The organism is Rhizobium sp. 11_C7_N12_5 (assembly GCF_051811145.1).
Lineage (GTDB): Bacteria > Pseudomonadota > Alphaproteobacteria > Rhizobiales > Rhizobiaceae > Rhizobium > Rhizobium lusitanum.
The window spans coordinates 2,890,001-2,909,903 of the sequence record NZ_JBPWPY010000001.1 but is presented as its reverse complement, the minus strand read 5'-3'; the positions used below and the strand labels follow the sequence as shown (position 1 = coordinate 2,909,903).

The window sequence follows — 19,903 nt, the reverse complement described above, 5'->3', positions numbered from 1 at the left end:
CTGAGGCGTGATTCAAGACTGCTTTTTAGGAGGCAGCCATGGCGCGAGGCGATTTGAGTGATGAGGAATGGCGGGTCGTCGAACCGCTGTTGCCGACCGAGCGTGGCCGCAAGTCTCGGCCGTCGCATGACAATCGCCGCTTTTTCAATGGCATGCTCCATGTTCTGCGCGTTGGCTGTCCGTGGCGAGATATGCACGAGCGATATGGCAAATGGAATTCGGTCTATGTTCGTTTCCGTCGCTGGGCCGAACAAGGCGTATGGGACGCACTTCTGGAAACGCTTGTCGAACTTGGGCTGACTGACGACTGGCAACATATGATCGACAGCACCACGGTTCGCGGCCATTCGCAGGCTGCGGGCGCTAAAGGGGGACTCACAAGGAGGGTTTTGGTCGATCACGCGGCGGCTTTACGACGAAAATCCATGCCCGCGCAGACGGTCAGGGACGCCCTCTTGGCTTTGTCCTGACAGGTGGCCAGACCTCCGACTACAGCGCCGTTCCCGCGCTTCTCGCCATGCCCGTCGGCAAACCCAGGTCATTTCTCGCCGACAAGGGCTACGACGGCGACGCCATTCGTGAAGAGCTGCTTATCCACGGTGTTCGTCCAGTTATCCCGCCGAAAGCGAACCGCAAAAACCCGCCATCCTGCGACTTTCAAACATATAAAGACCGCAACAGAATCGAGCGAATGTTCAATCGGCTCAAGCAGTTCCGCAGGGTTGCCACCCGTTACGACAAAACGCGAACTTCCTTCGAAGCGTTCCTTTCACTGGCCGCCGCAAAAATCTGGCTGCCGCACTTCACGGAACGCCTTTAGTTCAACTCTGGCCCTGCGACGGCAAAGCGTCCGCCGATTGATGAAATCAGTGAGCTTGGCCCATGGATTTTCATGTGCCGTGACGCCTGTTTCTTGCATTCAGGATCATGATTGATCCGATAGTTACACAATCGTCGCCATCCATTGTGGGAAAGCGCAATCTTTTCCGCCGTCAAAATATCCACGTCGGCTGCACCTCTTATTTGCTTGATGAGTTCCGGCCAGGACGCTTTCTCTTGAAAGAGCCTGTCGACAAGCGCGAGTATCTGCACAACGATGGGCCACTCCAGTTTTCGATCAACTGACATGGCGTTTGGCTGAAATCGCTTGTAAGCCCACCATCGCTTAGCGACTGGGATCTTCGGCCCTTCTGAAGGTAGTGACGTGAAGATAGTCGTTATCGCTTCATCACCGAAATCCGCGACGACCTCAGATGCGACTACCTCCATACGTTCTCGATCTTCATCATTGAAGTCCGAGTCAATCAAGAATTCGAGGACAATCTCGTTGCCATTCCAGCCGCACGTAACAGCGGCTAGCGCCGACGATACTGCCCCAAGCAACGCGTGTTGCACACTAAGTCGAAGTCTTATTTCTCGATCAAGTGTGGACATCAAAAACCTCCGCCATGGAGCGATCTTATCGCACTATCACCACGGACTTTGTCAACAGGGCCTAGATTTCCTTGAAGCGGAAGTTCGACTGAGCGAGCTGATCGAGATTATTCGCCGTAGCCTCTCGATGGGAAGGCTCTGTCTTCTGTGTTCTCCGGAGCAACTCCGTCAGCACTTCCGATTGTCTGGCTGAATCCCGGCGGATTGCCTCTAGATGCTCGAGCATCAATCCGAAGGTAAAAATCACGGCACCGCAAAATGCATAGAAAAGCGCCGCGGCCAGCCCCGCGACAAAGCCGCCGATGCCACCGATGAAAAGCATCGAGACGGCCAACACGATCGCGAAGGCGACAACGAGGCCGCCGACCGCTTTGAACAACCCCACCATATGTCAGCTCCGCCACAACTTATGAGAATAGTATCTTTGTCATGCGTCGCATTCGCGCGAGTGGGCGTCAACATCAATCTATTGGTGTAATCTATTTATAACTATTCTTTGGCGTGCTATTCTAAGAGGAGTTTGTCGCCTGATGACGCACCGGGTCTTGTTTGAGTTTGCAGCGCACATATTTGGCGCGCTCAGAGACGGCATCCGGCAAGTATGGTTAACAGAAATTAGCCATTTAATATCAGGCCTATAGCCCGAATCGGGCGCTGTCCCGGAATATTACGCCTCATTAATTTGCATGTGGATATTAAGGGATCGTTTATGACCTTCTGGCATTCAATGCTCTCAATCAAGCGGTTGTTGGGTGCGTTAGAGAAGGCTTGACACAATGGACGACGATTTCTGGAAAGCTGTTCAGGAAAAAGAGCAGTCCTATTCCACGTCGCGCAAGACGGGCGCGTTGAATATCGCTTTGCTGTTCGGTACGGCGGCGGTCGCGCTTTCGCTTATCCTGACGCCAATGCTCTCCGACAAATCCAAGTCGCGTGTGCTTGCAAGTGCACCGGATCTCGACAATATTACCACCGGTTCGATCCCACAGACTGAAAACGGCAAGCGTTATACCATCCGCCGCAGCGTGCTGCAGCATGAGCCGGGTTCGGTCTGCATCGTTCAGGGGTACGGAGCCGACAGCGGCTGCCAATAGAGCTTACGCATAGCCTGCCAGATGCCATGACGAGCATCGGATTCACGAGATGTTGATGTCCAATGCTGGGGCTGGGAGCTTTGAGCGTATGCGTTCTGTACGGCGTTTTTTCAATGACAAGACCGGTGCAACGGTCATCGAGTACGGCCTCATCGCTGCCCTCATGTCCGCGGCGATCATCAGTGGTGTCGGCGCTTTCGGCGGGAGCCTTGCGAGCGCCTTCAATATATTGTCCAACACGATTCAGAATTCGTCTGCCTCCGGGAATTGAAGCGGCCGCCCGCTCCATTCGCCTCGACTGACGGACTATTGTTTGAGCTTGTGCTCCTCGACCTTGAGCGCATCGGCCAGGCGTGCCTTGGCCGAACCCGGCTGAAGCGGCTTCTGCTGGCTTTCATGCGGCGTCCAGCCGGATGCATAGATGATCGAGAAGGTGGCCCGAATCCTGCCGTCGGCATCGGAATAGCGCTCAGAGTAGAGTTCGGCGGCGCGCAGGAAAAAGGCACGTGTCAGCGGCTTGCGGCTGCGATCGGCAAGCGGATTTGTCATGCCCATGGCGCGCAGGTCGCGCATCAGCGCGAACAGATTGTCGTAGCGCACTGTATAGGTCTCGGCGTCTATGACGGGCAGAGTAAAACCGGCACGCTGCAAAAGGCCGCCGACATCGCGGACATCGGCGAAGGGGATGACGCGCGGGCTGGCTCCACCCGTCAGTTCGATCTCGGTTGCCAGCAGCACATCGCGCAATTCCTGCAGGGTTCCCAAGCCCGGGATCGCCGCCAGGAAAAGGCCGTCGGCCTTCAGCGCGCGGCGGACCTGGATGAAAACGCCAGGCGTATCGTTGGTGACATGCAAGCTGAGGGGAGAGAGGACAAGATTGACCGACTCGGCTTCGAGCGGCAATTCCTCGAGCGGCGCCGCGATCAAGGTCTCGCCGGGTGCGGCAAAGCCCGTCTCGCTTTCGATCCTGCTGAGATGGCCGATCTTGCCGGTCGCCAGCGCGAGGCGCGCCGCGATGCCGGTCGCGCCGTGAAGCTCCACCGCTTCGTCGAAATGCCGTTCGATGACACCAAGTCGCTCCGCCAGTTCGCTCGCCGCGATGTCGAGAAGAAACGCAGCCTTGGCGTCGCCCTGTCGCAGCGCCCGGTGTTTGCGGGCAGCGAGCAGCGATTGGTCGAACACGATTTCCATGGCGGTTTCCTGCAATATCATCACTTCGGCGGGGCGTGGCGAGCACGCGCGTTTTCCCTTCGCAAAGCCTGCGGGAAAAAGCTAGTGTCAATCATATGGGGATGATGGCGCGCGAAATCACGCTAACGAAATTGCGGTCCGGGCTGATAAGGCCCTGGCTGGCTCTGGCCGATCTGGTCTATCCGCCTGCCTGTCCCGGTTGCGGGGTTTCGGTTGGCGCGCATCGCGGCCTTTGTCCCGCCTGCTGGTCCGGTATCCGGTTCATCGAGCGGCCCTATTGCGAGATCCTGGGCAGCCCGTTTTCCCATGATCTCGGCGCTGGGATCCTCAGCGCCGAGGCGATCGCCGACCCGCCGGTTTTCGACCGGCTGCGTTCCGCCGCGGTTCACGACGGCATCGTGCGCGACCTCGTTCTCAGCTTGAAATATCGCGATCGTACCGATCTGGCGCCGATGATGGCCGGCTGGATGCTGCGCGCCAGCGACGGCATGGTCACCGCTTGCGACGTCATAATCCCAGTGCCGCTGCATCGGGCGCGGTTGTTTGCGCGCAAATACAACCAGGCAGCCGAACTCGCCCGCCATCTTGCCCGCCTTTCGGGCAAGCCGCTGCTTCCGGCGACGCTGCTGCGCGTCAAGCGCACGAGCCAGCAGGTCGGTCTTGGCGCCAAGGCGCGGCAGGACAATGCGCGCGGGGCGTTCGCGGTGTCAGAGCATCGCGCGGGCGATGTGTTCGGCCGGCGCGTCGTGCTTGTCGACGATGTCTACACCACCGGCGCGACGGTGGCGGCGGCGACACGCGCCCTGAAGAAAGCCGGTGCGGCGGATGTGACGGTTTTGACCTTTGCAAGGGTCGTCGGCCATCTTATATGACTGTGAACCTGTACTTTTCCGGAGTGGATCATGACATCCGTCGTTATCTATACGCGTGAATTCTGCGGCTATTGCGCCCGGGCGAAATCGCTGCTCGAATCCAAGGGCGTCGATTATGTCGAGCGCAACGCAACCTATTCGCCCGAGCTGCGCCAGGAGATGATATCAAAGGCAAACGGCCGCTCGACCTTCCCGCAGATCTTCATCAATGACGAGCATGTCGGCGGCTGCGACGACATCCATGCGCTCGATCGGGCCGGCAAGCTCGATCCGATGCTCGCCGCCTGAACCGCTTCGCAAGGGAGACGACGATGACCTTCAAAGCCGCCGCCATTCAGATGTGCTCCGGTGTCGATCCGGTGAAGAACGCAGCCGACATGGCGCGTCTGGTCCGTGAAGGCGCTTCGCAGGGCGCTGTCTATGTGCAGACGCCGGAGATGACGGGCGCCGTGCAGAAGGACCGACCCGGTCTGCGCGCCGTATTGCGCGATGAGGCAGGCGACATCATCGTCAAGACGGCCGCCGAGTTGGCGAAGGAACTCGGCATCTACCTCCACATCGGCTCGACAGCCATCGCGCTCGACGACGGCAAGATCGCCAATCGCGGCTTCCTCTTCGGTCCTGACGGCAAGCTCGTCAACCGTTACGACAAGATCCATATGTTCGACGTCGATCTCGACAATGGCGAAAGCTGGCGCGAGAGCGCGGTCTATCGGCCTGGATCGGAGGCACGGATCACGTCGTTGCCCTTTGCCGAGCTCGGCTTTTCCATCTGCTACGACGTGCGCTTTCCGCAGCTCTTCCGCGCCCAGGCTGTTGCCGGCGCCGAAGTAATGACGGTCCCCGCCGCTTTCACCAGGCAGACCGGCGAGGCGCATTGGGAAATCCTCTTGCGCGCCCGCGCCATCGAGAACGGCATGTTCGTCATCGCCGCCGCGCAGGCCGGCAAGCATGAGGACGGCCGTGAGACCTTCGGTCACTCGATGATCATCGACCCCTGGGGCAAGGTGCTGGCATCCGCCGGCGGCACAGGCGAGGCGGTGGTTATCGCCGAGATCGATATCGCGGCGGTGAAAGCAGCGCATGACAAAATTCCAAACCTGAAGAATGCGCGTGAATTTTCGCTGGAAAAGATCGCGACGCCGGCGGCTGGAGGCGTCGCTGCTTGATCCGCTACTCCCTTAGTTGTGACAATGCCCACGAGTTCGAGGGCTGGTTTTCGGAAAGTGCCGATTTCGACCGGCAGGTCGAAAGCGGTTTCCTGACGTGCCCGGTCTGCAACTCGGCCGCGATTTCAAAGCTACTGATGGCGCCGTCTGTATCCACCGCGCGCAAGAAGACCGAGACGCAGACGCTTGCCATGGATGCTGCCCGTAAGGAAGCGATGGCCAAGCTCAAGGAAGCGGTCGAAGCCATCAAAGCCAATGCCGAGGATGTCGGCACGAAATTTCCCGAAGAGGCCCGCAAGATCCATTATGGTGAGGCGGATGCACGCGGGATTATCGGCAAGGCGACGCCGGACGAGGCGAAGGCTCTTGTCGACGAGGGTATCGAAATCGCCGCCATCCCCGTCCTGCCCGACGATACCAATTGATGCCGGCAGACGGCCGCAGGCATCTCGCCATGTATAATTTCGGGCTGCATGTCGCGGCTTATGAAAGTCCCGCCGTGGAAGGATTTCGCCTGCGGGAAGCGGCGAATTTCGAGGCGGTGGCTCGGGCCTATGGCTTCATCGGCCGCTCCGGTTATGCAGGTGAGCCTGGCATAGCCTGTTGGGGCGAACAGATCTTTCCGCGCTTCATCGCAGGTAGCGGCTTTGCGACCGCTCCGTCGTCGCTATCGCTCTGGGCGGATATCGAATCGCTGATGGCGTTTAGCTATAGCGGTGTGCATGCGGATGCCTTGAAACATGCTCGGCATTGGAATGTCAGGCAAAGCTGGCCGCCGCTGGTTCTCTGGTGGTTGGATGCCGATACGGTTCCGGCATGGAAAGACGGTGTCGAGCGGCTGGAACAACTTCACGACAACGGGCCGAGCGCTCGCGCCTTCTCGTTCAAGCACCCCTACGGCCCTGACGGCCATCCCGCAGAGATCGACCGTGGCCGGGTGAAGGAAATCGCTGCCCTGAATGCCATAGGCCAGGGCGACCTGCTGGCGCATGTCAGGGCGCTGAAAGTCTAGGCCAAATTGCCTGCTTTCGGCAGATAGTGGCTTTAGCCCGGCCGCTTCGCCAGCAGCATGTAGTTCACATCCATGTCCTTCGACAGGTTCCATCGGTCCTGCAGCGGCGAATAGAACACGCCGGTGCGGGCTATGATGTCCATCCCATCGGCGGCGAGCGGCTTTTCGATCTCCTCCGGGCGAACGAGCTTTTCATACTGGTGCGTGCCGCGCGGCAGCCAGCGCAGGACGTTTTCGGCGGCGAAGATCGCAAGCGCTGCCGCCTTCATCGTACGGTTGATGGTGGCGACGAACATCAGGCCGCCGGGCCGCACCATTTTCGCGCAGGTCGACAGGAAGAACTCGACGTCGGCAACATGCTCGACCACTTCCATGTTCAGCACGACATCGAAGGTCTCGCCGGCTTCGGCCAGCTGCTCGGCGGTGACGGCGCGATAGTCGACGGCAACGCCGGAGGACTTCGCATGAGTCGAGGCGATGCCGATATTCTTTTCGGAGGGGTCGGCGCCGACGACGGAGGCACCCATGCGCGCCATCGGCTCCGACAGCAATCCGCCGCCGCAACCGATATCGAGCACGCGCAGGCCCTCCAGAGGCCGGCCGCTCTTCGGATCACGGCCGAAGTTTTCGCAAGCGTTATCGCGGATATAGGCAAGGCGAACAGGATTGAATTTGTGCAGCGGCTTGAACTTGCCGGTCGGGCTCCACCATTCGGCCGCCATGGCGGAGAAACGGTCCACTTCGCTCTGGTCGATCGTGCTTTTCGCCGCTTCGGTCATGGCTCACTCCCTGGTCTGTGCCGCGCCACTCGTTCGGACGGTTGCGAGGAATAATCTGTCGGATGTGAAGTCGGACGATCGGCGGCCGATGTCAAGGGCCGGGCCTTAGATGCTGTCCGCCGGCTGTCCCGATCGGTGAGAGCGGCTGGACGGTGGTTGACAGTGAACCGTCGCATGGCCGATCAATCGCCGGGGCTGTCAAATGGACTTGCAGAGCCGGATCGATTTCGATCGGCCGACTTATGGAGGAGTTCCTTATGAGACCACTATGTTTTGCGGCGGCAATTGCAATTGCCTGTCTCGCGGTCGCGCCGGCGAAGGCCGGAGACGGGAAGGGTTATCGCCTGACCATCGATGGCGTCGAAGTGGGAATCAATCCCGGCGACACGCTCGACATGACGATGAAGGATGGACGCAAGCTCTCGGTGGCGCTGCAGCGCAGCGAAACGGTGACGTTCACCGGTACCAAATTCTCTTTCGATCACGATGGCCAGTTCTCTGTCGCCAAGACTGACCTTGGCGGCACCGTGCAGCAATATGCGCTGATAACGCCGATTGGCACCGGCATCATCGTGCAGGAATACAAGGGACTCAATCCTTCAAGCATCACGGATTTCGTGCTGCAGCAGATGGTTCAGGAAAGCATCAACGCCGGTGCCAAGATGACGAAGCAGGCCACGCAGCGCTCAATTACCGGCGGGGTCGTGCTGAAAGGCGTCAAGGCGGAAACCTCAACGGAAAATGATGTCATGGAGTATGAGATCGTGGCTACAGGGCGTCCGGATGGCGGCGTACTCGTTGCCACCTTCTCCAACAAGGAAAATATCCCCAAGGAAGGGACTATCCTCGACAAGATGTGGTCGAGCTTAAAAGTGGAGTATTAGGGATTAGTTTTAGGGGCGCCGGCCGTGCCAAGCTATTGCACCCGCCTGCCAAACTCGCTAAGAGACGCCCCCATTGAGATCAAGCTTTTCCGGCTACCAAACCGGAAGGGCGATTTTGCATGCCGGGCTTATCGCATTTCGGCCGCCCGGCGCCGGGTACTGGTAGAGGCACATGGCACGCATCGTGATGAAATTCGGCGGAACGTCCGTCGCGGATCTGGACCGTATCAAGAATGTCGCACGCCATGTGAAACGTGAAGTCGACGCCGGCCATGAGGTCGCGGTCGTCGTTTCCGCCATGTCCGGTAAGACCAACGAGCTGGTCGGCTGGGTCCAGAACATGCCGAAGGTCGCCGGTGCCGATCATTCGATCTATGATGCGCGCGAATATGACGCGGTGGTGGCTTCCGGCGAGCAGGTGACATCGGGCCTGCTGGCGATCGCGCTGCAGGCCATGGGCATCAACGCCCGCTCCTGGCAGGGCTGGCAGATCCCGATCCGCACCGACAATGCGCATGGCGCGGCGCGCATTCTCGAAATCGACGGCGGCGAAATGATCCGCCGCATGGGAGAAGGCCAGGTGGCTGTCGTCGCCGGCTTCCAGGGGCTTGGCCCGGACAACCGCCTCTCGACGCTCGGCCGCGGCGGTTCCGATACATCGGCGGTGGCGATCGCCGCTGCCGTCAAGGCCGATCGCTGTGATATCTATACCGATGTCGACGGCGTCTACACGACCGATCCGCGCATCGAGCCGAAGGCACGCCGCCTGAAGAAGATCGCCTTCGAGGAAATGCTCGAAATGGCCTCGCTCGGCGCCAAGGTGCTGCAAGTGCGCTCGGTCGAGCTGGCAATGGTCTTTAAGGTTCGCACCTTCGTGCGCTCCTCTTTTGAAGATCCCGATGCTCCGGGCATGGGCGATCTCTTGAACCCGCCCGGAACGCTGATTTGTGACGAGGAAGAAATCGTGGAACAGGAAGTAGTCACCGGCATTGCCTATGCCAAGGATGAGGCCCAGATCTCGCTGCGCCGTCTTGCCGACCGGCCGGGCGTTTCCGCCGCCATCTTCGGGCCGCTGGCCGAAAACCACATCAATGTCGACATGATCGTCCAGAATATTTCCGAGGACGGCTCCAAGACCGACATGACCTTCACGGTTCCCTCGGGCGATGTCGACAAGGCGCTGCGCGTTCTCGGCGAGAACAAGGAAAAGATCGGCTACGACGTGATCCAAAACGAATCAGGTCTGGTCAAGGTTTCGGTCATCGGCGTCGGCATGCGTTCGCACGCTGGCGTTGCCGCGACCGCTTTCCGGGCACTTGCCGAAAAAGGTATCAACATCAAGGCCATTACGACGTCAGAAATCAAGATTTCCATTCTGATCGACGGTCCTTATGCGGAACTGGCAGTCAGGACTTTGCATTCCTGCTACGGTCTGGATAAGAGTTGATACAGGACTGCTGACGACGGACCGCGACGGAGGCAAGCTTCGGCCGGCTCAGACGCGGGCAAGAATGGCATGACATCTTGATTCGGGAGCTAGAGACGCAATGAGAGACCTATCCGGCGGTCCACGCGTTCTGCTCAAGCGGCTGCGCGAATTGATGGCGGAGCCGCTGGAGCCGCAGGAGCGTCTTGACCGGATCGTTCGCCAGATCGCCAGCAACATGGTCGCCGAAGTCTGCTCGGTCTATGTGCTGCGCGCCGACGGGGTACTCGAGCTCTATGCTACAGAGGGCCTCAACAAGGAAGCCGTCCACCTTTCGCAACTGAAGATGGGGCAAGGCCTGGTCGGCACGATCGCCGCCTCCGCCCAGCCGCTCAACCTGTCCGACGCGCAATCGCATCCCGCCTTCCGCTACCTGCCGGAAACGGGCGAAGAGATCTACCATTCCTTCCTCGGCGTGCCGATCCTGCGCACCGGCCGGTCGCTCGGCGTTCTCGTCGTTCAGAACAAGGCAAGCCGGAACTATCGCGAAGAAGAGCTGGAAGCGCTCGAAACCACGGCGATGGTGCTCGCCGAAATGATCGCCACCGGCGAGCTGAAGAAGATCACCAAACCGGGACTGGAACTCGATCTCACCCGCTCGGTCACCATCGACGGCGACTGCTACAATGAAGGCATCGGCCTCGGCTATGTCGTGCTGCACGAGCCGCGCATCGTCGTCACCAACCTCTTGAACGAGGATGCCGACAAGGAAATCCGCCGGCTGGCCGAAGCGCTCGGTTCGCTGCGTATTTCGATCGACGACATGCTGTCGCGCCGCGACGTCTCGATGGAGGGCGAGCATCGCGAGGTGCTCGAAACCTATCGCATGTTCGCGCATGACCAGGGCTGGGTGCGCAAGCTCGAAGAAGCCGTGCGCAACGGCCTGACGGCGGAAGCCGCTGTCGAAAAAGTGCAGAGCGATACCAAGGCGCGCATGATGCGCCTGACCGATCCTTATCTGCGCGAGCGCATGCACGATTTCGAGGACCTGGCGAATCGGCTGCTCAGGCAGCTTATCGGCCATTCGGGCCGCACAAGCGCCGAAGGTTTCCCGAACGATGCGATCATCTTCGCGCGCGCCATGGGTGCTGCCGAGCTGCTCGACTATCCCCGTGCCAATATTCGCGGCCTGGTGCTCGAAGAGGGCGCCGTCACGAGCCACGTCGTCATCGTCGCCCGTGCCATGGGCATTCCAGTCATCGGCCAGGCGACCGGGATCGTCGCCCTTGCGGAAAACGGCGATTCGGTCATCATCGATGGCGATGGTGGCCATGTGCATCTCCGGCCGATGGCCGATCATCAGCGTTCCTACGAGGAAAAGGTGCGTTTTCGCGCCCGTCGGCAGGAGCAGTTCCGCGCGTTGCGCTCGGTCGAGCCGGTCACCAAGGACGGACAGCGCATTTCATTGCAGATGAATGCCGGCCTGCTGGTCGATCTGCCGCAGCTTGCCGAATCCGGTGCCGAAGGCATCGGCCTGTTCCGCACGGAACTGCAGTTCATGATCGCTTCCACCATGCCGAAGGCGGATGAGCAGGAGGCGTTCTACCGCAATGTGTTAAAGCAGGCGGACGGGCGCGTCGTCACCTTCAGAACGCTTGATATCGGCGGCGACAAGGTCGTGTCCTATTTCCGCGCGCATGAGGAAGAGAATCCGGCTCTCGGCTGGCGCGCCATTCGTCTCTCCCTGGATCGCCCGGGCTTGCTGCGCATGCAGCTGCGGGCCATGCTGAAGGCGGCGGCCGACGGCGAGTTGAAGTTGATGGTGCCGATGGTCACGGAGGTCTCCGAGATCAAGGCGGTGCGCGAGCTGTTGCAGAAGGAAGTGCAGCATCTCTCCCGTTTCGGGCATAGCCTGCCGCGCAAGCTGCAGTTCGGCGCCATGCTGGAAGTGCCGGCGCTGCTCTGGCAACTGGACGAGCTGATGGCGGAAGTCGATTTCGTCTCGGTCGGTTCCAACGATCTGTTCCAGTTCTCGATGGCGGTGGATCGCGGCAATGCCCGCGTGTCGGATCGCTTCGATCCGCTCGACCGGCCGTTCCTGCGTATTCTTCGGGATATCGTGCGGGCCGGCGAGCGCAACAAGACGCCGGTGACGCTTTGCGGCGAACTGGCCGGCAAGACGATTTCGGCCATGGCACTGCTCGGCCTCGGCTTCCGTTCGGTATCGATGTCGCCGGCCTCGATCGGTCCGGTCAAGGCGATGCTTCTGGGGCTCGATCTTCAGGCCCTCTCGACCGTCATGGAGGAGGCACTGAACGATAAGCGTCCGACGACCTCGATGCGCGATATCCTTGTGCGTTTCGCCGAAAGTCACAATATTCCGCTTTAGCGTGTGATCCCGAAAGACCGTAAGCGGTGTCCGGACGAGATCATGCGCATCACATCACAGCAGATATAATAAGAAGAATTGGAGTCTAGGGTGGCCAAGCTTCCCGTTGAAAAAATGCGCGAGCTGGAGCGCCGTTTCGGTGAAATCGAGGCGCGCATGTCCGCCGGTCCCGCCGCGGATGTCTATGTGAAGCTTGCTTCCGAATATTCCGAATTGCAGCCGGTCGTCGCCAAGATCCGCGACTATGAGAAGGCGATTGCCGAGGCTTCGGATCTGGAAGCCATGCTCACCGACAAGTCCGTCGACCGCGAGATGCGCGATCTTGCCGATATGGAATTGCCCGAGGTCAAGGAGCGGATCGAGGTGCTGGAACAGGAAATCCAGATCCTGCTGCTGCCGAAGGACGCCGCCGACGAGAAGAGCGCGATCCTAGAAATCCGCGCCGGGACCGGCGGCTCGGAAGCCGCGCTTTTCGGCGGCGATCTCTTCCGCATGTATGAGCGCTTCGCCGCGAACAATGGCTGGAAAGTCGAAGTTCTCTCGGCGAGCGAAGGCGAGGCGGGCGGCTACAAGGAAATCATCGCGACCATCAGCGGCAAGGGCGTGTTCTCGCGGCTGAAGTTCGAATCCGGCGTGCATCGCGTGCAGCGCGTGCCGGAGACCGAAGCGGGCGGCCGAATTCATACCTCGGCGGCAACCGTCGCCGTGCTGCCGGAAGCCGAGGAAATCGATATCGAGATCCGCGCCGAGGATATCCGCATCGACACGATGCGCTCTTCGGGTGCCGGCGGCCAGCACGTCAACACCACGGACTCGGCGGTGCGCATCACTCATATTCCCTCCGGCATCGTGGTAACGAGCTCGGAAAAGTCGCAGCATCAGAACCGCGCCAAGGCGATGCAGGTGCTGCGCTCGCGTCTCTTCGACATGGAGCGCCAGCGCGCCGACAGCGAACGCTCGGCCGATCGCAAGAGTCAGGTCGGCTCCGGCGACCGATCCGAACGCATCCGCACCTATAATTTCCCGCAGGGACGGGTTACCGATCACCGCATCAACCTGACGCTCTACAAGCTCGACCGGATGATGGAAGGCGAGATCGACGAGGTGGTCGATGCGCTTCTGGCGGATTACCAGGCGAGCCAGCTCGCCCAGCTTGGCGAACAGGCATGAGCGGCGGGCAGGGGTCGACCGTAGCCGGGCTCCTGCAGGAGGTGCGCGCCAGCTTTGCGGCGGCCACCCTCGATGATCCCGCCACCGAGGCGCGCATCCTGGTCGGAGGGCTTCTCCGCCTTTCATCGACGGAGCTTGTGACACGGGGTTCCGAGGCGGTGCTGCCGGATGATGTGACGACGGCGCGGGCGGCGGTCGCCCGCCGTTTGAACCATGAGCCGGTTTACCGAATCCTCGGTGAGCGGGAATTCTACGGTCTGCCGTTGCGGTTGTCGCCCGCCACGCTCGAGCCGCGTCCCGACACCGAAATCCTCGTCGATACCATGCTGCCGCATGTGCGGTGCCTTCAATCCGAGCTTGGGAATGTCCACATTTTGGATCTGGGAACGGGAACGGGGGCCATTTGTCTGGCCCTGCTGCGTGAATGCCCGCAAGCGACGGGCGTCGGTTCCGATATCTCCGCTGAGGCGCTGGAGACTGCCCGCGGGAACGCGGAGCGAAATGGCTTGGCGGCGCGGTTCGAGACTGCGCAAGGAAGCTGGTTTGGTGCCATCCACGAACGATTTCACGTGATTGTCTCAAATCCGCCCTATATTGCGTCCAGTGTCGTTTCTACTCTCGCTCCAGAAGTAAAGGATTTCGATCCTCCCGGGGCCCTTGACGGGGGCCTTGATGGGCTGGATGCATATAGGGCGATCGCAAAGGATGCGGCGCGGTTTCTATACCCGGACGGCAAGATAGGGGTAGAGATCGGTTACGATCAGCGTGAAACGGTGACTTCGGTTTTTGAAGGAGCAGGATTTCTCCTTGTCGAGGCGGTTCGTGACTACGGCCAGAACGACCGGGTGCTTGTGTTTCAATTTCATCGGTAACGCGACACGTTGCTGCAGGTTTGTAGGCCCCCTGTTGTTATCGCAAATAAAAAGCTTGGATTTCCTGAGGAAGCGATATAGGTTGCGCTCACGCGTTGGGCGGCTGGGAATAGACGGGACGATTCGTCTATCTTGGACAGGCCTCGGGGATCCGCTCTTTGGTAAGAGTGTCAAAGGTTGAAGATAACCCAATGCGTGATCAGTTAATCTGACGTAGTCGAGCGGCAGACCGGCGCTAAAGCGCAGTTTGCTTGCGGCACGCAGGCCCTGGCTCGGAAGTATCCGAGCCGCGGCGGCAGGTGTCGTGTATGATTTTATCCCAACGAAGAGAATTCAGGTGAAGGATCTATGAGGCCAGGACAGCAGAACAAGCGCGGTCGGGGGCGTGGTAACAACAACGGCGGCGGCGGCGGAAATAACAACAACAATAACAACTTCAACCGCAAAGGCTCGAATCCGCTGACCAGGACTTATGACAGCTCCGGTCCCGATGTGAAGATTCGCGGAACCGCTCAGCATATCGCCGAGAAGTACGCGGCTCTGGCTCGCGACGCACACAGCTCCGGCGACCGCGTCATGGCTGAAAACTACCTTCAGCATGCCGAGCATTACAATCGGATTATCGCCAGCGCCCAGGCGCAGATGCAGGAGCGCTTTCAGCGCGACGATCAGAATAATTATAACGACCGCGATGCGGGCGACCGTGATATGGACGATATCGACGGAAACGACATGGACGACCAGCCGCAGATGGCTCCGCCTCCGGTTCGTCAGCATGCTCCCGTCGTTGCGCCCGCTCCGGCTCCCGAACCCGAGGTTATCGACGGCACCGGCCCGCAGCCGGTGATTGAAGGCATCCCGGCCGAGGTGGCAATCGAGGAAGAGACGCCTCCCGGCGGAGCCGCCGAGCGCCAGCCGCGCCGCCGCAATGCCGGAAACCGCCCGCGTCGCCAGCCCCGCCGCGCGGCTGATGCGGAAGGGAAGGACGAGGCCGCCGCGGGCGACGCCCCGGCTTTGGCCGACGCTGCATCGGAATAAGACGACCTCCCGTCAGGGGAAGCCGGTCAAAATACTGAAATGGGAACGGCGGTGCTGAAAGTGCCGCCGTTCCCATTTCTGCTTTCGGTTCCTTTTTTTCTCAGAGTACGGCCAGAAGTTTCCGGAGCCGTTATCATTCGCTTCCGAAACGGAACTTGTCCTTCTCCGGCCTATCGAGTGGAGAAATTTGATGCTTTCGACTGATAAAGCCGGCTGCCGTTTCTGTCTGGGGAATGAATTGCTCGCCGATGAGCCTCTGGGTGGCAACCGCTCCTTCTATATGCTTGGCAGTATCGGTCCGGAAATGCCGCATGCCGTCATGATCATCCTGCGTCGGCATGCGGAAAGCCCTTTCGATATCCGCTCCGAGGAGTGGGCCGGGTTGGGCGAAATGCTGACAATGGCAAAGGCTCACCTGGAACATTGCGACCCGGATGGCTTCACTCTCGGCTGGAATGTCGGAGCCGTTGCAGGGCAGCACGTGTTTCATGTTCATTTGCACGTGGTTGCCCGTTTTGCCGATGAGAGCAACGCGGGTATGGGAATCCGCGCCATCGTTCGCGGATGACATGTCCTTCCTGCTTTGCAGAGGCCGACGTCGCTGCAATCTTCCGCCTTTGGGTCAACGCGGCTCAACCCGGCAAATCCCTCACTTTTTTCGCTTTTGCCGCCCTTTAAACTCCTCAGATACCCTCCCATATTCTCCTCAGTTGCCTTGCTGCAAATCCCAACAGCGACAAGGCGGGGTCCGCCTCTTGAGGGGGCTCAATCTCAATCATCGATCTGCGCCGGTTAGGGCAGGCCGATCCATGGAGGTCCAGTATGAATATTGAAAAATACTCCGAGCGGGTGCGCGGTTTCCTGCAATCCGCCCAAACCTATGCGCTTGCGCAGGGTAATCAGCAGTTCACACCCGAACATGTTCTGAAAGTGCTTTTGGACGACGACCAAGGCATGGCCGCGTCGTTGATCGAACGCGCCGGCGGCGATGCCAAGGCTGCCCGTCTTGCCAATGACGCCGCGCTTGCCAAGTTGCCGAAGGTTTCCGGCGGCGATGGCCAGGTCTATCTCGCACAGCCGCTCGCCAAGGTATTTGCCACCGCCGAGGATGCGGCAAAGAAGGCGGGCGACAGCTTCGTCACCGTCGAGCGCCTCTTGCAGGCACTGGCGATCGAGTCGTCCGCTTCCACTTCCGCGACGCTGAAGAAAGCCGGCGTGACGCCTGTTACACTCAATCAAGTCATCAATGATATCCGCAAGGGTCGTACCGCCGATTCCGCCAATGCGGAGCAGGGCTTCGATTCACTGAAGAAATATGCACGCGACCTCACCGCCGAGGCTCGCGAAGGCAGGCTCGACCCGGTCATCGGCCGTGACGACGAAATTCGCCGCACCATTCAGGTTCTTTCCCGCCGCACGAAAAACAACCCCGTGCTGATCGGCGAGCCCGGCGTCGGCAAGACGGCGATCGTCGAGGGCCTGGCGCTCCGCATCGTCAATGGCGACGTGCCTGAATCGCTGAAAGACAAAAAGCTGATGGCGCTCGACATGGGCGCCTTGATCGCCGGCGCGAAATTCCGCGGCGAGTTCGAAGAGCGGCTGAAGGCCGTGCTCAACGAGGTCCAGTCGGAAAACGGCGAGATCATCCTGTTCATCGACGAAATGCACACGCTGGTCGGCGCGGGCAAGGCGGATGGCGCCATGGATGCTTCCAACCTGTTGAAGCCTGCGCTCGCCCGCGGTGAGCTGCATTGCGTCGGCGCGACCACGCTCGACGAATATCGCAAGCATGTCGAAAAGGATCCGGCTCTCGCACGACGCTTCCAGCCCGTCATGGTCGAGGAGCCCACAGTCGAGGATACGATTTCGATCCTGCGCGGCTTGAAGGAAAAGTATGAGCAGCACCACAAGGTCCGCATCGCCGATGCCGCCCTGGTGGCCGCCGCCATGCTGTCGAACCGCTATATCACCGATCGTTTCCTGCCGGACAAGGCCATCGACCTGATGGACGAAGCTGCGGCCCGCCTGCGCATGCAGGTGGACTCGAAGCCGGAAGAACTCGACGAACTCGATCGCCGCATCATCCAGCTGAAGATCGAGCGTGAAGCGCTGAAGAAGGAAACCGACCAGGCCTCGGCCGACCGGCTGAAGCGGCTGGAGACCGAGCTTATCTCGCTGGAAGAGGAAGCCGATGCGCTCACGGCGCGCTGGCAAGCCGAAAAGCAGAAGCTGGGTCTTGCCGCCGATCTGAAGAAGCAGCTTGACGAAGCCCGCAACGAGCTGGCAACCGCCCAACGCAAGGGTGAATTCCAGCGTGCCGGCGAGCTCGCCTACGGCGTGATCCCGAAGCTGGAGAAGGAGCTGCAAACTGCGGAAGAGCGGGACAGTGCCCGCGATTCCATGGTGCAGGAAGTGGTCACCGCCGACAATATCGCCCAGATCGTTTCCCGCTGGACCGGGATTCCGGTCGACAAGATGCTGGAAGGTGAACGCGACAAGCTGCTCCGGATGGAAGACGAACTGGCGAAGTGGGTCGTCGGCCAGGGCGATGCCGTTCAAGCGGTATCGCGTGCCGTCCGCCGGTCGCGCGCCGGGCTGCAGGATCCGAACCGGCCGATCGGCTCGTTCATCTTCCTCGGCCCCACCGGCGTCGGCAAGACGGAGCTGACTAAGGCGCTCGCCCGCTTCCTCTTCGATGACGATACGGCCATGGTGCGCATGGATATGTCCGAGTACATGGAGAAGCACTCCGTGGCCCGGCTGATCGGCGCCCCTCCCGGCTATGTCGGCTATGAGGAAGGCGGTGCGCTGACCGAAGCCGTCCGTCGCCGACCCTATCAGGTCGTGTTGTTCGACGAGATCGAGAAGGCGCATCCCGATGTCTTCAACGTCCTGCTCCAGGTTCTGGACGACGGGCGTTTGACGGATGGCCAGGGCCGCACGGTCGACTTCCGCAACACCATGATCATCATGACCTCCAACCTGGGCGCCGAATATCTGACCCAGCTGAAGGAAGGCGATGACAGCGATCTGGTGCGCGAACAGGTGATGGATGTGGTGCGGTCGCATTTCCGCCCGGAATTCCTGAACCGTGTCGACGAGATCATCCTGTTCCATCGCCTGAAGCGCGAGGAGATGGGCGCGATCGTCGATATCCAGCTGGAGCGGCTGCTGAAGCTTTTGTCGGAACGCAAGATCACGCTCGAGCTCGACGACGATGCCCGCAACTGGCTCGCCAACAAGGGCTACGACCCCGCCTATGGTGCAAGGCCGCTGAAGCGGGTGATCCAGAAATATGTCCAGGATCCGCTCGCCGAACAGATCCTCTCCGGGCAGATTCCGGATGGCTCGCTGGTCAAGGTCACCAGCGGTTCCGACAGGCTGTTGTTCCGCCCGCGCCATGCGGTGAACGAGGCGGCATAAGGTCGAGAATGTTTGATGAAATGCGGATGGCGGCCTTTCGGCCGCCATCTTGCTTTTGAGAGCCTGCTTGCCTGACCTTGCCTCCTCTGTGATGCTGGCGCGGGTTTGGAGAGGGACGGAGGAAACCATGCTTGTTATCTTCGGTGGCCTGCCGGGCAGCGGAAAAACCACCATTGCGCGCGCGCTGGCGCAGCGGTTGGGCGGTGTGCACGTCCGGCTCGACACGATCGAGCAGGCGTTGCGGAATTCCGGTATGTTGAGAGCTGATGTCGGACCTGCCGGATATATGGTTGCCTATGGGGTCGCCGAAGACAATCTGAAACTGGGGAGAACCGTGATTGCGGATACAGTCAATCCCATTTCGGTGACGCGCGAAGCCTGGAGGCACGTCGCGCAGCGGGCGGGTGTGCCGTCAATCGAGGTGGAGGTCATCTGTTCCGACAGGACCGAGCATCGCCGGCGCGTGGAAACGCGCGAGGCCGATATCGAAGGCCTTGTGAACCCGACCTGGGACGAGGTCGTTACGCGAAACTATGATAGCTGGAGCTCGGGGCCTATCGTCGTCGATACGGCTTTCAAGGCGGTGGATGAGCTCATGGCGGAACTGGTTGTTCGGATGGGATCTGTTCGAGCCTAACTGGTTGCCCGCTGACGGGGATGTCCCAGCCTTCAGGGCTACTTGCTTGCGACCTGTTTCGACTTGTCGTCGCTGAGCAGCGTATCGATGCGCTTGCGCTCTTCCTGGAATTTGGCGAGAGCCTCGCCCTCGAGGGACTTGCCGCCGGGAAGGCGGATGCGCAGCGGGTCGACCTTCGTCCCGTTGACGATCAGTTCATAGTGGAGGTGCGGGCCGGTCGCGAGGCCGGTCGAGCCGATGAAGCCGATGACTTGTCCTTGAACCACCTTCGCGCCCGGCACGATGCCCTTGGCGATGGCGCTCTGATGGTTATAGGAGGAGACGTAGCCATTGGCATGACGGATCAGCGTCTGATTGCCGAAGCCGCTTGAATCCCAGCCGGCCTTTTCGACAATGCCGTTGCCGGCGGAGATGATCGGCGTGCCGCGGGGCGCAGCCCAATCGACGCCCGTATGCATGCGCGCAAAACCGAGGATCGGATGGCGTCGCATGCCGAAGCCGGATTTGAACACG

The 19,903-nt window shown here is 60.3% G+C and carries 22 protein-coding genes (1 of these 22 only partly in view); 17 read left to right on the top strand and 5 right to left on the bottom strand.

Translation table 11 applies throughout. The features are described from left to right. Positions 1 to 38 precede the first annotated feature (38 nt). A protein-coding gene (locus AB8B29_RS14305) for an IS5 family transposase (protein ID WP_439006582.1) occupies positions 39 to 820 on the top strand; the annotation gives its coding sequence in 2 pieces (ribosomal slippage) (positions 39 to 369 and positions 369 to 820; 783 coding nt in all). On the opposite strand, the gene AB8B29_RS14300 is transcribed toward AB8B29_RS14305, so the two are convergent. Continuing rightward, positions 817 to 1,434: a hypothetical protein gene (locus AB8B29_RS14300; protein ID WP_439006581.1), complete on the bottom strand. Its 618-nt coding sequence runs from the start codon at positions 1,432 to 1,434 to the stop codon at positions 817 to 819. The two genes, AB8B29_RS14305 and AB8B29_RS14300, sit on opposite strands and share 4 nt — an antisense overlap. Positions 1,435 to 1,495: 61 nt before the next feature. Further along, positions 1,496 to 1,822, bottom strand: a complete 327-nt coding sequence (locus tag AB8B29_RS14295; protein WP_113118685.1) for a hypothetical protein — start codon at positions 1,820 to 1,822, stop codon at positions 1,496 to 1,498. 388 nt (positions 1,823 to 2,210) lie between these two features. Between AB8B29_RS14295 and AB8B29_RS14290 the strand changes: the two genes are divergently transcribed. Together AB8B29_RS14290 and AB8B29_RS14285 are read left to right on the top strand one after the other, a co-directional pair. Continuing rightward, on the top strand, positions 2,211 to 2,528 hold the full coding sequence (locus AB8B29_RS14290; RefSeq protein WP_034481918.1) for a hypothetical protein: 318 nt from the start codon (positions 2,211 to 2,213) through the stop codon (positions 2,526 to 2,528). Between the two features lie 55 nt (positions 2,529 to 2,583). Beyond that, on the top strand, positions 2,584 to 2,799 hold the full coding sequence (locus tag AB8B29_RS14285; RefSeq protein WP_376774240.1) for a Flp family type IVb pilin: 216 nt from the start codon (positions 2,584 to 2,586) through the stop codon (positions 2,797 to 2,799). Between the two features lie 35 nt (positions 2,800 to 2,834). Here AB8B29_RS14285 and AB8B29_RS14280 read toward each other — a convergent pair whose 3' ends face one another. Then, on the bottom strand, positions 2,835 to 3,719 hold the full coding sequence (locus AB8B29_RS14280) for a class I SAM-dependent methyltransferase (protein WP_037196913.1): 885 nt from the start codon (positions 3,717 to 3,719) through the stop codon (positions 2,835 to 2,837). 95 nt (positions 3,720 to 3,814) lie between these two features. On the opposite strand from AB8B29_RS14280, the gene AB8B29_RS14275 reads away from it, so the two are divergent. Genes AB8B29_RS14275 through AB8B29_RS14255 form a run of 5 tightly spaced genes read left to right on the top strand, consistent with a single transcriptional unit; the run spans position 3,815 to position 6,772 of the window. Beyond that, entirely contained in the window at positions 3,815 to 4,591 is a 777-nt protein-coding gene (locus tag AB8B29_RS14275) for a ComF family protein (protein WP_113118684.1), read from the top strand. 30 nt (positions 4,592 to 4,621) lie between these two features. Then, a complete protein-coding gene (gene grxC, locus AB8B29_RS14270; RefSeq protein WP_092573237.1) occupies positions 4,622 to 4,879 on the top strand; it encodes a glutaredoxin 3 in 258 nt (85 codons plus the stop codon). Between the two features lie 23 nt (positions 4,880 to 4,902). Then, entirely contained in the window at positions 4,903 to 5,760 is an 858-nt protein-coding gene (locus AB8B29_RS14265; RefSeq protein ID WP_037196648.1) for a carbon-nitrogen hydrolase family protein, read from the top strand. Then, positions 5,757 to 6,185 (top strand): DUF1178 family protein, encoded by a 429-nt coding sequence (locus AB8B29_RS14260; protein ID WP_113118683.1) that lies wholly within the window; start codon positions 5,757 to 5,759, stop codon positions 6,183 to 6,185. The genes AB8B29_RS14265 and AB8B29_RS14260 overlap by 4 nt, the downstream gene beginning before the upstream one ends. Next, on the top strand, positions 6,185 to 6,772 hold the full coding sequence (locus AB8B29_RS14255; RefSeq protein WP_113118682.1) for a DUF3291 domain-containing protein: 588 nt from the start codon (positions 6,185 to 6,187) through the stop codon (positions 6,770 to 6,772). The genes AB8B29_RS14260 and AB8B29_RS14255 overlap by 1 nt, the downstream gene beginning before the upstream one ends. A 32-nt stretch (positions 6,773 to 6,804) precedes the next feature. Here the strand turns inward: AB8B29_RS14255 and ubiG are convergent, their stop codons facing one another. After that, positions 6,805 to 7,551 (bottom strand): bifunctional 2-polyprenyl-6-hydroxyphenol methylase/3-demethylubiquinol 3-O-methyltransferase UbiG, encoded by a 747-nt coding sequence (gene ubiG, locus AB8B29_RS14250; protein WP_113118681.1) that lies wholly within the window; start codon positions 7,549 to 7,551, stop codon positions 6,805 to 6,807. 257 nt (positions 7,552 to 7,808) lie between these two features. Between ubiG and AB8B29_RS14245 the strand changes: the two genes are divergently transcribed. The 9 genes from AB8B29_RS14245 (at position 7,809) to AB8B29_RS14205 (ending at position 19,390) form a co-directional block, all read left to right on the top strand. After that, positions 7,809 to 8,435: a hypothetical protein gene (locus tag AB8B29_RS14245; protein ID WP_113118680.1), complete on the top strand. Its 627-nt coding sequence runs from the start codon at positions 7,809 to 7,811 to the stop codon at positions 8,433 to 8,435. A 172-nt stretch (positions 8,436 to 8,607) separates the two neighbouring features. After that, positions 8,608 to 9,882, top strand: a complete 1,275-nt coding sequence (locus AB8B29_RS14240; RefSeq protein ID WP_037196641.1) for an aspartate kinase — start codon at positions 8,608 to 8,610, stop codon at positions 9,880 to 9,882. Positions 9,883 to 9,982: 100 nt separating this feature from the next. Further along, positions 9,983 to 12,250, top strand: coding sequence for a phosphoenolpyruvate--protein phosphotransferase (ptsP, locus tag AB8B29_RS14235; RefSeq protein WP_037196639.1), 2,268 nt, complete (start codon positions 9,983 to 9,985; stop codon positions 12,248 to 12,250). Between the two features lie 90 nt (positions 12,251 to 12,340). Continuing rightward, positions 12,341 to 13,420, top strand: a complete 1,080-nt coding sequence (gene prfA / locus AB8B29_RS14230; protein ID WP_037196636.1) for a peptide chain release factor 1 — start codon at positions 12,341 to 12,343, stop codon at positions 13,418 to 13,420. Beyond that, the gene (gene prmC / locus AB8B29_RS14225; RefSeq protein ID WP_113118679.1) at positions 13,417 to 14,292 is read left to right on the top strand and encodes a peptide chain release factor N(5)-glutamine methyltransferase; all 876 of its coding nucleotides are present in this window, start codon (positions 13,417 to 13,419) and stop codon (positions 14,290 to 14,292) included. The genes prfA and prmC overlap by 4 nt, the downstream gene beginning before the upstream one ends. 348 nt (positions 14,293 to 14,640) lie before the next feature. Further along, entirely contained in the window at positions 14,641 to 15,330 is a 690-nt protein-coding gene (locus AB8B29_RS14220; protein WP_047553414.1) for a DUF4167 domain-containing protein, read from the top strand. Positions 15,331 to 15,520: 190 nt separating this feature from the next. Beyond that, the gene (locus tag AB8B29_RS14215) at positions 15,521 to 15,898 is read left to right on the top strand and encodes an HIT domain-containing protein (protein ID WP_113118678.1); all 378 of its coding nucleotides are present in this window, start codon (positions 15,521 to 15,523) and stop codon (positions 15,896 to 15,898) included. Positions 15,899 to 16,152: 254 nt separating this feature from the next. Beyond that, positions 16,153 to 18,753, top strand: a complete 2,601-nt coding sequence (clpB, locus tag AB8B29_RS14210; protein ID WP_037196631.1) for an ATP-dependent chaperone ClpB — start codon at positions 16,153 to 16,155, stop codon at positions 18,751 to 18,753. Between the two features lie 127 nt (positions 18,754 to 18,880). After that, complete coding sequence (locus AB8B29_RS14205; RefSeq protein ID WP_092573242.1) at positions 18,881 to 19,390, top strand: AAA family ATPase; 510 nt, start codon at positions 18,881 to 18,883, stop codon at positions 19,388 to 19,390. A 38-nt stretch (positions 19,391 to 19,428) separates the two neighbouring features. Here AB8B29_RS14205 and AB8B29_RS14200 read toward each other — a convergent pair whose 3' ends face one another. Beyond that, positions 19,429 to 19,903 carry the 3' portion of a M23 family metallopeptidase gene (locus tag AB8B29_RS14200; protein WP_113118677.1) on the bottom strand. Its footprint extends 1,466 nt past the window's final position, so 475 of the gene's 1,941 nt are visible here — the last part of the coding sequence; its start codon lies off the right edge, out of view — the gene reads right to left on this strand; its stop codon occupies positions 19,429 to 19,431.

Excerpts from the sequence above, each read along its gene's own strand:
- AB8B29_RS14275 (WP_113118684.1), top strand. The coding sequence starts at position 3,815 with ATGGGGATGATGGCGCGCGAAATCACGCTAACGAAATTGCGGTCCGGG.
- ptsP (WP_037196639.1), top strand. The coding sequence starts at position 9,983 with ATGAGAGACCTATCCGGCGGTCCACGCGTTCTGCTCAAGCGGCTGCGC.
- AB8B29_RS14300 (WP_439006581.1), bottom strand. The coding sequence starts at position 1,434 with ATGTCCACACTTGATCGAGAAATAAGACTTCGACTTAGTGTGCAACAC.
- AB8B29_RS14265 (WP_037196648.1), top strand. The coding sequence starts at position 4,903 with ATGACCTTCAAAGCCGCCGCCATTCAGATGTGCTCCGGTGTCGATCCG.
- ubiG (WP_113118681.1), bottom strand. The coding sequence starts at position 7,551 with ATGACCGAAGCGGCGAAAAGCACGATCGACCAGAGCGAAGTGGACCGT.
- AB8B29_RS14295 (WP_113118685.1), bottom strand. The coding sequence starts at position 1,822 with ATGGTGGGGTTGTTCAAAGCGGTCGGCGGCCTCGTTGTCGCCTTCGCG.
- AB8B29_RS14205 (WP_092573242.1), top strand. The coding sequence starts at position 18,881 with ATGCTTGTTATCTTCGGTGGCCTGCCGGGCAGCGGAAAAACCACCATT.
- prmC (WP_113118679.1), top strand. The coding sequence starts at position 13,417 with ATGAGCGGCGGGCAGGGGTCGACCGTAGCCGGGCTCCTGCAGGAGGTG.
- AB8B29_RS14220 (WP_047553414.1), top strand. The coding sequence starts at position 14,641 with ATGAGGCCAGGACAGCAGAACAAGCGCGGTCGGGGGCGTGGTAACAAC.
- AB8B29_RS14285 (WP_376774240.1), top strand. The coding sequence starts at position 2,584 with ATGTCCAATGCTGGGGCTGGGAGCTTTGAGCGTATGCGTTCTGTACGG.
- AB8B29_RS14240 (WP_037196641.1), top strand. The coding sequence starts at position 8,608 with ATGGCACGCATCGTGATGAAATTCGGCGGAACGTCCGTCGCGGATCTG.
- clpB (WP_037196631.1), top strand. The coding sequence starts at position 16,153 with ATGAATATTGAAAAATACTCCGAGCGGGTGCGCGGTTTCCTGCAATCC.
- AB8B29_RS14245 (WP_113118680.1), top strand. The coding sequence starts at position 7,809 with ATGAGACCACTATGTTTTGCGGCGGCAATTGCAATTGCCTGTCTCGCG.
- AB8B29_RS14255 (WP_113118682.1), top strand. The coding sequence starts at position 6,185 with ATGCCGGCAGACGGCCGCAGGCATCTCGCCATGTATAATTTCGGGCTG.
- AB8B29_RS14215 (WP_113118678.1), top strand. The coding sequence starts at position 15,521 with ATGCTTTCGACTGATAAAGCCGGCTGCCGTTTCTGTCTGGGGAATGAA.
- grxC (WP_092573237.1), top strand. The coding sequence starts at position 4,622 with ATGACATCCGTCGTTATCTATACGCGTGAATTCTGCGGCTATTGCGCC.
- AB8B29_RS14290 (WP_034481918.1), top strand. The coding sequence starts at position 2,211 with ATGGACGACGATTTCTGGAAAGCTGTTCAGGAAAAAGAGCAGTCCTAT.
- AB8B29_RS14280 (WP_037196913.1), bottom strand. The coding sequence starts at position 3,719 with ATGGAAATCGTGTTCGACCAATCGCTGCTCGCTGCCCGCAAACACCGG.